Origin of the sequence: Marinobacter albus, from assembly GCF_030238305.1 — a bacterium.
Lineage (GTDB): Bacteria > Pseudomonadota > Gammaproteobacteria > Pseudomonadales > Oleiphilaceae > Marinobacter > Marinobacter albus.
The window spans coordinates 148774-161292 of record NZ_JASSQD010000004.1 but is presented as its reverse complement, the minus strand read 5'-3'; the positions used below and the strand labels follow the sequence as shown (position 1 = coordinate 161292).

Sequence of the window (12519 nt, the reverse complement as noted above, 5' to 3'; positions counted from 1 at the left end):
CGCGCCCTTTTATAGTGGCGGAAAATTCACACAGCAAAGCTTTGAACGCGGAGTAATTTGGATGGCACGTATAGCCGGTGTCAATATACCCGATCACAAACATGCTGTTATCTCGCTCACCTACATCTTTGGTGTTGGCAAGACAACAGCCCAGAAGCTTTGCGATGCAACCGGCGTTAAGCCGGACGTCAAGGTCAAAGACCTGAGCGACGAGCAGCTTGAATCACTTCGTACCGAAGTGGGCAAGGTGTCTGTCGAAGGCGATCTGCGTCGTGAAGTTCAGATGAACATTAAGCGTTTGAAGGATCTCGGTTGCCACCGTGGTCTGCGTCATCGTCATGGCCTTCCGGTCCGTGGCCAGCGCACAAAGACCAACGCACGCACCCGTAAAGGTCCTCGCAAACCTATTCGTAAGTAACAGGTAGGCAATCATGGCAAAGCCAGGTACACGTACCCGTAAAAAGGTGAAGAAGACGGTTGTTGATGGCGTCGCGCACATTCACGCGTCCTTCAACAACACTATCGTGACCATTTCTGACCGTCAGGGCAATGTATTGTCCTGGGCCACCTCTGGGGGTTCCGGTTTTCGTGGGTCACGCAAGAGCACACCTTTTGCTGCGCAGGTAGCAGCTGAAAGAGCCGGTAATGCGGCTGCTGAATACGGCCTTAAAAACCTGGACGTAGAGGTTAAAGGTCCGGGGCCCGGACGTGAATCCGCTGTACGCGCGCTGAATGGCTGCGGGTACAAGATTACTAACATCACAGATGTGACGCCGATTCCCCATAACGGTTGTCGTCCGCCCAAAAAGCGCCGCGTCTAACACAGGAGACAGTGAATTATGGCTCGTTACATAGGCCCGAAGTGCAAGCTGTCTCGTCGTGAAGGGACAGATCTTTTTCTGAAGAGCGGTGTTCGCGCGCTCGATTCAAAGTGCAACATTGAGACTCCGCCAGGTATGCACGGCGCGCGTCGCAGCCGTCTGTCCGAATATGGCGTGCAGCTTCGTGAAAAGCAAAAGGTCCGTCGTATCTACGGCGTACTGGAAAAGCAATTCCGCAACTATTATAAAGAGGCCGCCCGCGGCAAAGGCGCAACTGGTGAGAACCTGTTGCAGCTGCTGGAAGGTCGTCTTGATAACGTTGTATACCGCATGGGTTTTGGTTCTACCCGTGCTGAGTCCCGTCAGCTCGTTTCTCACAAGGCGATTCTGGTAAATGACAAGGTAGTGAATATTGCTTCCTACCAGGTCAAGCCAGGCGACGTTGTGAGTGTGCGCGAGAAGGCCAGAAATCAGCTTCGCGTTAAAGGCGCGCTGGATCTGTCTGCAAGCCGTGCACCGGTGAGCTGGGTAGAGGTCGACGCCAACAAGATGTCCGGCGTTTACAGATCAGTGCCTGAGCGTACTGAACTGCCGGCCGACATCAACGAGAACCTCATCGTCGAGCTTTACTCCAAGTAAAGCCCAGTTAGCAACGATAGTAGATAGGGGCGTCTATGCAGCGTTCAGTACATGAGTTATTGACACCTCGTACCATTGACGTGAAGGAATCGAGCGCCACGCGTGCCAAGGTAACGCTTGAGCCTCTGGAAAGAGGCTTCGGGCATACACTTGGCAGCGCACTGCGCCGTATTCTCTTGTCTTCGATGCCGGGCTGCGCTGTGACTGAGGCGCAGATCGACGGCGTCTTGCACGAGTACAGCGCCATTGAGGGTGTCCAGGAAGACGTCATCGAGATTCTGCTGAATCTCAAGGGCGTCGCCGTGAAAATGAACGGCCGGGACGATGCCGAGCTCACGCTCAGCAAGAAAGGCCCGGGCGTTGTCACAGCCGGTGATATCAAGCTCGACCATGACGTTGAGATTGCCAACCCGGAGCACGTGATCTGTCACCTGAGCGAAAACGGTGAAGTGAACATGCGCCTCCGTGTTAATCGCGGTCGCGGCTATGAGCCGGCGGACCAGCGTGGTCTCGACGAGGACGAAACTCGCGCCATCGGACGCCTGCAGCTGGACGCTACGTTCAGCCCGGTTCGTCGTGTGGCTTACGCCGTGGAAAGTGCACGGGTTGAGCAGCGGACCGATCTGGACAAGCTGGTTATTGATCTGGAAACGAATGGCACCATCGATCCGGAAGAAGCAATTCGCCGGGCGGCCACCATTCTCCAGCAGCAACTCGCGGTATTTGTTGATTTCGATCATGAGAAAGAGCCTGAGCGCGTAGAGGAAGAGGAAGAAATCGATCCGATTCTGCTGCGTCCGGTTGATGATCTGGAATTGACAGTGCGTTCAGCTAACTGCTTGAAGGCTGAAAACATTTACTACATCGGCGATCTGATACAGCGCACAGAAGTTGAGCTGCTGAAGACGCCTAACCTTGGTAAAAAGTCGCTGACCGAGATCAAAGACGTGCTTGCGTCCCGTGGTCTGTCACTGGGAATGCGTCTTGATAACTGGCCGCCGGCTAGCCTTCGTGGCGATGACCGGGTGTTGGGCGGTTAATCGCCGATTAGTTTAAGGTAAGGAATCAGAGCAATGCGTCATCGTAAGAGTGGTCGTAAGTTCAGCAGGACCAGTGCGCATCGCAAGGCCATGTTCCGTAACATGACTGCGTCACTGGTTGAACACGAGCTGATCAAAACAACGTTGCCGAAAGCCAAAGAGCTTCGTCGGGTAGCGGAGCCTTTGATCACGCTTTCCAAGAATGATTCGGTCGCGAATCGTCGTCTGGCGTTTTCGCGCCTGCGTGACGATGCTGCGGTTGCCAAGCTTTTTGATGAGCTTGGCCCGCGCTATAGCGAGCGTCCGGGTGGTTACCTTCGTATCCTGAAGTGCGGTTTCCGCGCTGGCGACAATGCCCCCATGGCATTTGTAGAGCTTGTCGGTCGCCCGCTGGATATTGAAGCGGAAGAGGTGGACGAAGACGAAGATTAAACTCTTCGGATTGGTCCGCGAAAAACCGGGTTTCGAAAGAAACCCGGTTTTTTTATGTCCCGGCTAAAGTGCGTGCTGTAACCGAGCCTGGCCTCGGGCTACACGGCTTTGGCTTTCTTCAGCATCGGCTTCAGGTATCTCCCGGTGTGAGAGGCCGGGTTCTCGGCGACCTCTTCTGGGGTTCCTTCAGCGACGATCTGGCCGCCACCGGAGCCGCCCTCGGGGCCCAGATCTATGATCCAGTCAGCAGTCTTGATGACGTCCAGATTGTGTTCAATCACCACGATGGTGTTGCCGTGGTCTCGGAGGCGCTCAAGCACGTTAAGCAGTTGCTGGATGTCATAGAAGTGCAGGCCGGTGGTGGGCTCGTCAAGGATGTAAAGGGTCTTGCCGGTGTCTCGCTTGGAGAGTTCCTTCGCCAGTTTAACCCGTTGGGCTTCGCCACCGGACAGGGTGACTGCACTTTGGCCGAGGCGGATGTAGGAGAGGCCGACGTCCATCAGGGTCTGGAGTTTTCGGGCAAGGAATGGCACGGCGTCGAAGAATTCCCGGCCTTCCTCCACGGTCATTTCCAGGACCTCGTGGATGTTCTTTCCCTTGTAGCGGACTTCCAGCGTTTCCCGATTGTAGCGTTTGGCCTTGCAGACGTCACAGGGTACATACACGTCGGGCAGGAAGTGCATTTCCACCTTGATCACGCCATCGCCCTGGCAGGCTTCGCAGCGCCCTCCCTTGACGTTGAAGGAAAAGCGCCCGGGCTTATAGCCTCGTGACCGGGCTTCCTGGGTGCCGGCGAAGAGTTCACGAATGGGGGTAAAGAGGCCGGTGTAGGTCGCTGGGTTCGAACGGGGCGTCCGGCCTATTGGGCTCTGGTCAATATCAATGACCTTGTCCAGATGGTCGAGGCCTTTCAATGTCTTGTAAGGGGCATGATTGAGGCTGGTCGCCTTGTTCAGCTTCGCGGCTGATACCGGGTAAAGCGTACTGTTGATCAGGGTCGACTTGCCGGAGCCTGATACACCGGTGACGCAGGTCATGATGCCCAGTGGCAGGTTCAGGGTGACGTCCTGTAGGTTGTTGCCACTGGCCCCGGCAAGGGTCAGTGACTTGCCGGTCCCGGGATTGCGCCGGCTTGGTACGGCTATCTCACGAGTGCCGTTCAGGTATTGGCCGGTCAACGACTCCGGGGTGTCCAGAATGTCCTGCGGCGTTCCCTGGGCGATGATCTGTCCGCCATGCACGCCGGCGCCGGGACCGATATCAATAACGTGATCGGCCGCCCGGATCGCATCTTCATCGTGTTCCACCACGATGACTGTGTTCCCAAGATCGCGCAGGTGGGTGAGGGTGGCGAGCAGGCGATCGTTGTCTCTCTGGTGCAGACCAATGGACGGTTCGTCCAAAATGTACATCACGCCCACCAGGCCTGCGCCTATCTGGCTGGCCAGTCGAATGCGCTGGGCCTCGCCGCCGGAGAGCGTGTCGGCGCTCCTTTCCAGCGTCAGGTATTCCAGGCCGACGTTCACCAGAAACTGGAGCCGTTGGCGGACCTCCTTCAGGATCTTCTCCGCAATTTCGCCTTTTCGGCCCGGTAGCGTCAGCTGTGCAAAATAGTCGTGAGCATCGCCCACCGGCAGTCCGGTGACCTCCGGGAGATTCCGGTTTTCGATAAAGACGTGCCGGGCACTGCGGCGCAGACGTGAGCCATTACAGTCCTTGCATGGCTGGGTGCTCAGGTTCCGGGCCAGCTCTTCACGCATGCTTTGTGAATCGGTCTCCCGGTAACGACGCTCCAGGTTGGGCAGGATACCTTCGAAGGGGTGGGCCTTTTCCATGATGTGGCCGCGGGAGTTCACGTACCGGAAAGGGATGTCCTCCTTGCCGGAGCCGTACAGAAGCGTGTTCTGAAAGTCTTCCGGCAGATCGGCCCATGGCGTTTCCAAATCCATGCCGTAGTGATCGGCGACGCTGCCGAGCATCTGGAAATAATAAACCGCCCGGCGGTCCCAGCCCTTGATGGCGCCCGCCGCCAGTGTGGCTTCGGGGTGCTGGATGATTTTCTCCGGATCGAAGAACTGTTTTACCCCCAGCCCATCACAGGTCGGGCATGCGCCGGCTGGATTGTTGAACGAGAAGATCCGGGGTTCCAGTTCACTGAGTGAGTAACCACATTGGTTACAGGCGTATCTGGCTGAGAAGGTATGCTCTTCGCCATCGCCGCTCATGGGCGCCACGAGGGCGATACCGTCTGCAAGTTCAAGCGTGGTCTCAAAACTCTCTGCCAATCGCTGTTCCAGTCCAGGCTTCACCTTGAATCGGTCGACCACAACATCGATCTGGTGTTTGCGTTTTTTGTCGAGCTCCGGAATGTCATCTATGTCGTAGACCGTGCCGTCAACGCGCAGACGGATGAACCCCTGGCTTTTCATGGTGTCGATGACCTGCTGGTGCTCACCCTTGCGGTCCCGGATCACCGGTGCAAGTATCATCAGCCTGCTGTCTTCGGGCATTGCCAGCACCTGGTCGACCATCTGGCTGATGGTCTGGGCCTCCAACGGCTGGTCATGATCCGGGCAGCGCGGCTCACCGGCGCGGGCGAACAGCAGGCGCAGGTAATCGTAAATTTCGGTAATGGTGCCAACGGTCGAACGCGGATTGTGCGAGGTGGATTTCTGTTCGATCGAAATTGCCGGAGAAAGACCTTCGATGTGATCGACATCGGGCTTCTCCATCATCGACAGGAACTGGCGGGCGTAGGTAGACAGGGACTCCACATAACGGCGCTGACCCTCTGCGTAAAGGGTGTCGAACGCCAGGGAGGACTTGCCTGATCCGGACAGTCCGGTGACGACGATCAGCTTGTCCCGAGGCATATCCAGGTCGAAGTTCTTCAGGTTGTGGGTGCGTGCCCCTTTGATCTGGATATGGTCCATAACACCTCGCTCAAATAAAAACGAAAATTATACCGCGTTCGGGCGGCTGCGGCGAAACTGCCGGTTGTTCCTGCGCACCGGGCACCGTGCCGCGATGATGCACCTTCTGTTACAATGCGCGGCCTGCGAAGGCTATGTGCCTTCTTGCTTGTCTGCTTTCAACCCCGGCTGAGGTAGTGGTTCCATGAACGCGCTGGAAAAACGATCGGTTTCGGCTCTCGCGTCTGTCTACGCCATGCGTATGCTTGGGCTGTTTATGGTCATGCCCGTGTTCATGCTGCTCGGTAGTGACCTCGAGGGCGCCACGCCGGCTTTGCTGGGATTCGCCATCGGCGCCTACGGTCTCAGTCAGGCCCTGCTGCAGATTCCGTTTGGCTTGATGTCCGACCGGGTTGGTCGCAAGCGCATGATCTATATCGGTTTGGTCCTGTTTGCTGCAGGCAGCGTCCTGGCCGGCGCCACCGACTCGATATACGTTGTGATTCTCGGTCGGATTCTTCAGGGGGCCGGGGCAATTGCCAGCGTGTTGATGGCGCTGTTGAGTGATCTTACCCGGGAGGAGCAGCGCACCAAGGCCATGGCTACGGTGGGCATTTCCATTGGGCTGTCGTTTTCTGTCTCCCTGGTCCTTGGGCCCCTGATTGGTTCTGTTTGGGGGTTGTCCGGCATTTTTTACACCACCGCAGCGCTCGCGGTGTTCGCGCTGGTGGTGGTCAGTCGTGTGGTTCCGACGCCCCATCAGCACAAGCTCAGTGCCGATACTCACCCGGCTCGCGAAATGCTGGGCAGGGTCCTCTCGGATGGTCGCCTGCTTCGGCTGGATTTCGGAATCTTTGCGTTACATCTGGTTCTGACTGCGCTGTTCCTGGTCTTTCCCTCTATTCTGCAGGACCAACTGGGTCTGGCCGGCAGTTCCCACTGGTGGTTTTATCTCAGTGTCATGGTGACCTCGTTCTTTGCGATGGTGCCCTTCATCATCCTTGGAGAGAAAAAGCGCAAGATGAAACCGGTGCTGTGTGGTGCGATCGCATTGCTGACGCTGGCAACGGCCGGACTGACGAGTGTTACGGCGGGGCTTCTCGCGGCATGGGCCGTGCTTTTCTTCTTTTTCATGGCGTTCAATCTCCTCGAAGCGAGCTTGCCGTCGTTGATCAGCAAGGAGGCGCCTGCGGCGACCAAGGGTACGGCGATGGGGGCCTACTCGACGTCCCAGTTCATGGGCGCGTTTCTTGGTGGTGCACTCGGAGGGGTATTGCTGGAGCAGCTTGGTATCAACGGTGTTCTATGGTTCATGGCCGCGGTTCTGGTGCTTTGGTTGCTGGTGGCCTTGACCATGCCGTCGCCGCGATACACCACCAGTTTCGTGTTACAGTTGCGGCAGGCTGTGGGTAATCAGTACAGCGATATCGATGACAGCCTGCGCCGGTTGCCCGGTGTACAGGATGTCGTAATTGTTGAGGATGCCGCGACTGCCTATCTCAAGGTGGATCGCCAGCAATTTGATGAGGCGTTACTTGCGGACTTTTCGTTTGTCCGGCACGGTAGCAGTACTTGAAATTTGGAGGCCCGCAGGGAGCGCGGGTGGTCCCTGAAAACAGAGTCAGGAGCAGAACATGGCACGAGGCGTGAACAAAGTCATACTCATCGGGAACCTTGGGCAGGATCCGGATACCCGTTATACCCCCAACGGCAATGCGGTGGTCAACCTGAACCTTGCGACTGACGAGAGCTACAAGGATCGTCAGACAGGACAGCTGGTGCCGAAAACCGAGTGGCACCGTATTGTGCTGTTTGGCAAGGTCGCCGAGGTTGCCGGCCAATATCTGCGTAAAGGTTCCAAGGTCTACATCGAAGGCAAGCTGCAGACTCGCAAGTGGCAGGGTCAGGATGGTCAGGACCGGTACACGACCGAAGTCGTAGTGGACATCAATGGCCAGATGCAGATGCTGGACAGTCGTGGCGAAGGTGGTATGAACCAGGGAGCGCCAGCGGGCCGTCCGCAGCAGTCTGGCAACAACGCTCCGGCGGGCCAGCAGAGCAACAACCCGCCACCGCAGCAGTCCGGTGGTTACAGTCAGCCGTCCCAGGGCAGCATGCCGGAGCCGGTTGATGATTTTGATGACGATATTCCGTTTTAGGACCGAAACTGAATCCTTGACCTCAAAGGCCTCCGTATGACGGAGGCCTTTTTGTTACTGTGTTGCAAAAAGACGTGAAATAAATCGAAAACCATAGAGTTCGGTTCATCTTCTCATCTATTATGTGAGCCAATGTAAAAATTGCTGAATTTTTGGACAAAATAAGAAAGACTTGGCTCCGGCGAGTGGTCCTGATTTCACCTGAAGTACTCTATGACAAAGCAATCCATCGTAAAAAATATTACCGGCTTATTCAGTGGGTCCGGGAGGCTTCAGCGCGTCTGTCTGGAGGTCCGACCGGATGGCATCGCCTGGGCCGAGGCAGCGGCGCGTTCCGGTGGGCCTGTTGGCTTCATTCAGTGTCGGCCAGCACAGCGCACCCAGGCGTTGCAGGAACTGGTAAAGCGGCGCGGCTGGTCAGGGGCGCTCACAACACTGGTGTTGCCGCTGGATCAGTACCAGGTCTTCCAGATGGAGCGTCCGGACGGGATTGAAGAGTCTGAACTTGGGGATGCCCTGAAGTGGAAACTCAAGGATTTCCTGGACTTCAGCCCGACCGATGTCGTGTCTGATGTCTTCCCCTTCCCTGAAGACGCTTCCCGGGGCCGCGGCGCTCTTGTGAATGTGGTCGCAGCGCGAAAATCCCTTGCGAGAGAACTGGTCGCCCTGGTTGGTGCATCTGATCTCCTGCTGGATCGTATTGATATAGCGGAACTGGCTTTGCGCAACCTTGTGAGTGCCCTGGATGAGACCAAGCGGGGTGCCGCGCTCGTTCACCTGCGGGAAAACTACGGCCAGATGATTGTTTGCCGGGACGACACACTCTACCTGTCGCGTCGTCTGGATGTGTCGGCGGAGGATCTCCGGGATGTTTCACGTCAGGAAAACGCGGTTCAGTCCCTGGCCCTGGAGCTGCAGCGATCGCTCGATTATTACGAGAGTCAGTTGGGACAGGTGCCCCCGGCTGTCATTCGTCTGGTTGCCAGAGACAGTGCTTTGCCGCTTGCATCCATGGTCTCGTCTTATGTGGCTGCAGGCGTGGAAATGCTGGATTGGTCGGTGTTGGGGCTGGATCAGCCCTTGGACAGCCGTTGCCTTACGGCCTGGAGTGCCGGTCTCTCAGGCACAAAAACGGGGGAGCGCTCGTGATTCAACAGGTCAATCTGTACGTCCAGGAACTGCGGCCACGCAAAGAGAGGATGCAAGCGGGGATGTTAATGGGCCTGGTTGGGCTACTGATCCTGGTGATAGGCGCAGCCGATGCTGTTGTGCATTACCAGAACAACCGGCTTACGACACAGGTCAATGAGCTTGAGTTCCAGAATATTGGCCTGGAGCAGGACATCACCCGGTTATCGGCAGAGGTCAGTGCGCGGCAACCGGCGCCCGAGGTTCGGGAGGCGCTTGAACAAGTTAACGACGCTCTCCTGCGTCGGCAACGCCTTCTGGAGCGGGTAGAGGGACTGGTGCTTAACGGTGGCGGGCGTTTCTCTCCCCAGATGGCGGCTCTCGCGCGCCAGATTCCGGATAACGTCTGGTTAACGGGTATCCGGCTGAACGGGCAGCAGTCCAAGGTGACCATTGAGGGCCGAGCCCGTTCGAGTGCCCTGGTGCCGGCGTATCTGGAAAACCTGAGTGACGAACCGGCTTTTGCCGGCAAGACATTTGGTGCCTTCAGGCTTTCACGGCCTGAAAGTGGGCGTTGGATCGACTTTCATGTGGCTACGGAACGTTCCGGGGAGGGTCACTGATGGCAAAGCCCTGGAATGAGTCTTTGCAGAACGGGGCGCAGTGGTTTAACGACCGCCCCATTCGTGAGCGCTTTCTCATCACGGTTACCGTGCTGACGCTGCTTGCATTTATCGGTTGGGAGCTGGGCGTGGCGCCAGCGATCAAGAAGCAGGAGATTCTGGAATCCCGGCTCAGTGTTCTTGCCTCAAGTCGGGACAGCCTGCAGATTCAGCAGCAAAGCCTGACTGATCAGCTGGCTGCCGATCCGTCACAGGAACTGCGAGACCAATTGGAGTCGCGCCGGGAACGGTTGGCACGACTCGACCGGCAGATTGCAGAAACGACGGGCCAGCTGATCGCACCCCGAGCCATGGTGTCTGTGTTGAAAGACATGCTGACGGCCCAGGAATCTCTGGGCCTCCAGGCTCTTGATCTGAAAACGCCGGCGCCTGTTTTTGCGCCGGAGGGTGATTCTCCGACGGATCCGACGGCTGATCGGGAGCAGGGCAGCCCGCTGCTGTATGCCCATGACGTGGAGTTGACGGTGCAGGGGAGCTACCTGGAAGTCTTGGCTTACCTTGAACGGCTGGAAGCCCTGGATGAGCGCCTTGGGTGGGTAATTCTTGAGTACGATTCGGAAAGCTGGCCGGCCGGTAAAGCCATCATCCGGGTAAGAACACTGAGTTTAGAGCCGGCCTGGCTGGGAGTATGACATGACCCGATTTGAAGCTTTGAAGCACACGTGCGTTGCGCCGATGGTCGTTGGCTGTTGGTTGGCGTTTGCTGGCCCGGCAGTTGCCCTTCAGGACCCAACGCGACCTCCGGGCTTCGACGAGCCCCAGGCACAAGCATTGCCGATGACTGACCTTGCGCTGCAGTCCATTCTGGTGGGAGCGGAGCGACGGCTGGCGGTGATCAATGGTGAGCCCCGAGTGGAAGGGCAGGCCTTTGACGGTGTCCGGGTGCGCCAGATTCATCGAGACCGGGTCGATGTGGTGGACCGGGGACGAGTTCGCACCCTGTATCTGGACGAGCTGCCTCAGGTACGCAGAACCCAATGACCAAGAAACAGGCGATCATGATCAAAAAGAACTCACTGGCGGTGCTGTTGATCGCGGCCACGCTGACGGCATGCAGTAACAATCCGCTCCTGCGCTCGTCCACCGCGACGTCGACGGATGTTGCGGATGATATTGACAAGTCGTTGGCACAGGCGGAGCAACAAGCCGCGACAGAGCAGCAATCAACCGGGTCTGCGGCGTCACTGCCTGCGGACATCAGTGCCGCGTTGTTGCCGCCCTTGTCCAGCAGTGAGGATCTGGATGAACGCTTCGACGTGAACGCCAGCAATATTCCCGCCGGCAGTTTCTTTGAATCCCTGGTTGAGGGAACCCGTTACAACGTGGTGGTTCACCCGGATGTGACGACGGTTGTTGATCTTCGCCTGCAAGATGTGACCGTTCCGGAAGTCATGGACATTTCTGCGGATCTATACGGCCTCGATATCCAGCGCGCCGGCCGACTTTTCAAGGTCAATGCGGATCGGATACAGACCCGGATGTTTCCGATCGATTACCTGCACTTCAAGCGCAAGGGTGGTTCGGAAACCCGGGTCAGTTCCGGCCAGGTGACCAGCACCCAGAGCAATGACCGGTTCTCGAACGGAAACAGTGACAACCGGAGCTCCGAGAGCAGGAACCTGATCGGTACGACCATTTCCACGGAAACTGAATCCAACTTCTGGTCCGATATCCGTCAGGCCCTGACGATGATTGTGGGCAACAGCAGTAATCAGCAGGTGGTTGTGAATCCGGGTGCGGGCCTGGTGATGGTCCGTGCCGGTACCGAAGATCTCAGGCTGGTCGAGGAGTACCTGCGCCGCACCGAACTGATCATGCAGCGCCAGGTCGTGCTGGAAGCCAAGATCCTGGAGATCATTCTTAACGAAGGCTACCAGCAGGGCGTCAACTGGTCCGATCTGCAAAGTGCCTCAGGGATCACCGCCTCTGACGGTTTGCCAGAAGATTTCACTGCCCAGGCGCTGGCGGGCCAGGTAATCAGTACGTCCGATATCGGGGGGCTGTTCTCCGCCAGTGTCCGCGCCGGCGATTTTACCGCGCTTATTGAACTGCTCGGTGAACAGGGCAATGTGCAGATTCTTTCCAGTCCACGAATCTCGACGGTCAACAATCAGAAAGCCGTGATCAAGGTCGGCACCGATGAGTTCTTCGTCACGGACATCGATTTTGACGACGATAACTCGACCCTCACCGGTTCAGACAGCACGTCCACATCGGTTGAGCTCACGCCGTTCTTCTCCGGAATCTCCCTTGACGTCACCCCGCAGATTTCCGATACCGGCAGCATCACCCTGCACGTGCACCCGTCGGTCAGCGAGGTTAATGATCAGAACAAGGTCATCACCATTGGTGAGCGTGATGTCACCTTGCCTCTGGCCATCAGTACAGTGCGGGAGACTGACAGCGTGATCCGGGCAGAAAGTGGCCAGATCGTGGTGATCGGAGGGCTGATACAGAACACCAGCGAAGATACGAATTCGGCGGTTCCTTTTTTCAGTGACATTCCCGTGGTCGGCGAACTCTTCAAGCAGCGCCGGTTTCAGTCCCGCAAGAGTGAACTAGTGATCCTGCTGCGCCCGGTTGTTGCCGAGCCGGCGCGTATGAACGCGGACATCGCCGCAAGTCGTGAGCGCATGAATGTGCTTCGGGAACTGCTGCAATCATCCAAGTCTGTTACCCCGGAACCGGAGAAAGCCCGTCGCTAG

13 protein-coding genes are annotated in these 12519 nt (G+C 57.3%); 12 read left to right on the top strand and 1 reads right to left on the bottom strand.

Annotated features, from left to right (window positions below; translation table 11 throughout):
- The first annotated feature begins 61 nt into the window (after positions 1 to 61).
- From rpsM to rplQ, 5 genes are read left to right on the top strand one after another with little or no spacing between them, the layout of a single operon-like run.
- Positions 62 to 418, top strand: a complete 357-nt coding sequence (gene rpsM / locus QQF73_RS18470; RefSeq protein ID WP_070970491.1) for a 30S ribosomal protein S13 — start codon at positions 62 to 64, stop codon at positions 416 to 418.
- A 13-nt stretch (positions 419 to 431) separates the two neighbouring features.
- Positions 432 to 821: a 30S ribosomal protein S11 gene (rpsK, locus tag QQF73_RS18465; RefSeq protein ID WP_004580767.1), complete on the top strand. Its 390-nt coding sequence runs from the start codon at positions 432 to 434 to the stop codon at positions 819 to 821.
- 18 nt (positions 822 to 839) lie between these two features.
- Positions 840 to 1460 (top strand): 30S ribosomal protein S4, encoded by a 621-nt coding sequence (rpsD, locus tag QQF73_RS18460; protein WP_219868713.1) that lies wholly within the window; start codon positions 840 to 842, stop codon positions 1458 to 1460.
- A gap of 35 nt (positions 1461 to 1495) precedes the next feature.
- Entirely contained in the window at positions 1496 to 2500 is a 1005-nt protein-coding gene (locus QQF73_RS18455) for a DNA-directed RNA polymerase subunit alpha (protein WP_218637441.1), read from the top strand.
- 33 nt (positions 2501 to 2533) lie between these two features.
- On the top strand, positions 2534 to 2932 hold the full coding sequence (gene rplQ, locus QQF73_RS18450) for a 50S ribosomal protein L17 (RefSeq protein ID WP_064230334.1): 399 nt from the start codon (positions 2534 to 2536) through the stop codon (positions 2930 to 2932).
- A 98-nt stretch (positions 2933 to 3030) separates the two neighbouring features.
- Here the strand turns inward: rplQ and uvrA are convergent, their stop codons facing one another.
- Complete coding sequence (gene uvrA / locus QQF73_RS18445) at positions 3031 to 5865, bottom strand: excinuclease ABC subunit UvrA (RefSeq protein WP_219868714.1); 2835 nt, start codon at positions 5863 to 5865, stop codon at positions 3031 to 3033.
- Between the two features lie 184 nt (positions 5866 to 6049).
- Here uvrA and QQF73_RS18440 point away from each other — a divergent pair, with 184 nt between their 5' ends.
- The 7 genes from QQF73_RS18440 to mshL all read left to right on the top strand — a co-directional run bounded on the left by QQF73_RS18440 (position 6050) and on the right by mshL (position 12519).
- On the top strand, positions 6050 to 7420 hold the full coding sequence (locus tag QQF73_RS18440) for an MFS transporter (RefSeq protein WP_219868715.1): 1371 nt from the start codon (positions 6050 to 6052) through the stop codon (positions 7418 to 7420).
- A 58-nt stretch (positions 7421 to 7478) separates the two neighbouring features.
- Positions 7479 to 8003 (top strand): single-stranded DNA-binding protein, encoded by a 525-nt coding sequence (ssb, locus tag QQF73_RS18435; protein ID WP_219868716.1) that lies wholly within the window; start codon positions 7479 to 7481, stop codon positions 8001 to 8003.
- Between the two features lie 213 nt (positions 8004 to 8216).
- Positions 8217 to 9152 (top strand): type IV pilus biogenesis protein PilM, encoded by a 936-nt coding sequence (locus QQF73_RS18430; protein ID WP_219868717.1) that lies wholly within the window; start codon positions 8217 to 8219, stop codon positions 9150 to 9152.
- The gene (locus QQF73_RS18425) at positions 9149 to 9754 is read left to right on the top strand and encodes a PilN domain-containing protein (RefSeq protein WP_285369077.1); all 606 of its coding nucleotides are present in this window, start codon (positions 9149 to 9151) and stop codon (positions 9752 to 9754) included. Before QQF73_RS18430 ends, QQF73_RS18425 begins: the two co-directional genes overlap by 4 nt.
- Positions 9754 to 10446 (top strand): MSHA biogenesis protein MshJ, encoded by a 693-nt coding sequence (locus QQF73_RS18420; RefSeq protein ID WP_285369076.1) that lies wholly within the window; start codon positions 9754 to 9756, stop codon positions 10444 to 10446. Before QQF73_RS18425 ends, QQF73_RS18420 begins: the two co-directional genes overlap by 1 nt.
- A gap of 1 nt (position 10447) precedes the next feature.
- Positions 10448 to 10795, top strand: a complete 348-nt coding sequence (locus QQF73_RS18415) for a hypothetical protein (protein WP_228743633.1) — start codon at positions 10448 to 10450, stop codon at positions 10793 to 10795.
- The gene (gene mshL / locus QQF73_RS18410) at positions 10792 to 12519 is read left to right on the top strand and encodes a pilus (MSHA type) biogenesis protein MshL (protein ID WP_219868719.1); all 1728 of its coding nucleotides are present in this window, start codon (positions 10792 to 10794) and stop codon (positions 12517 to 12519) included. Before QQF73_RS18415 ends, mshL begins: the two co-directional genes overlap by 4 nt.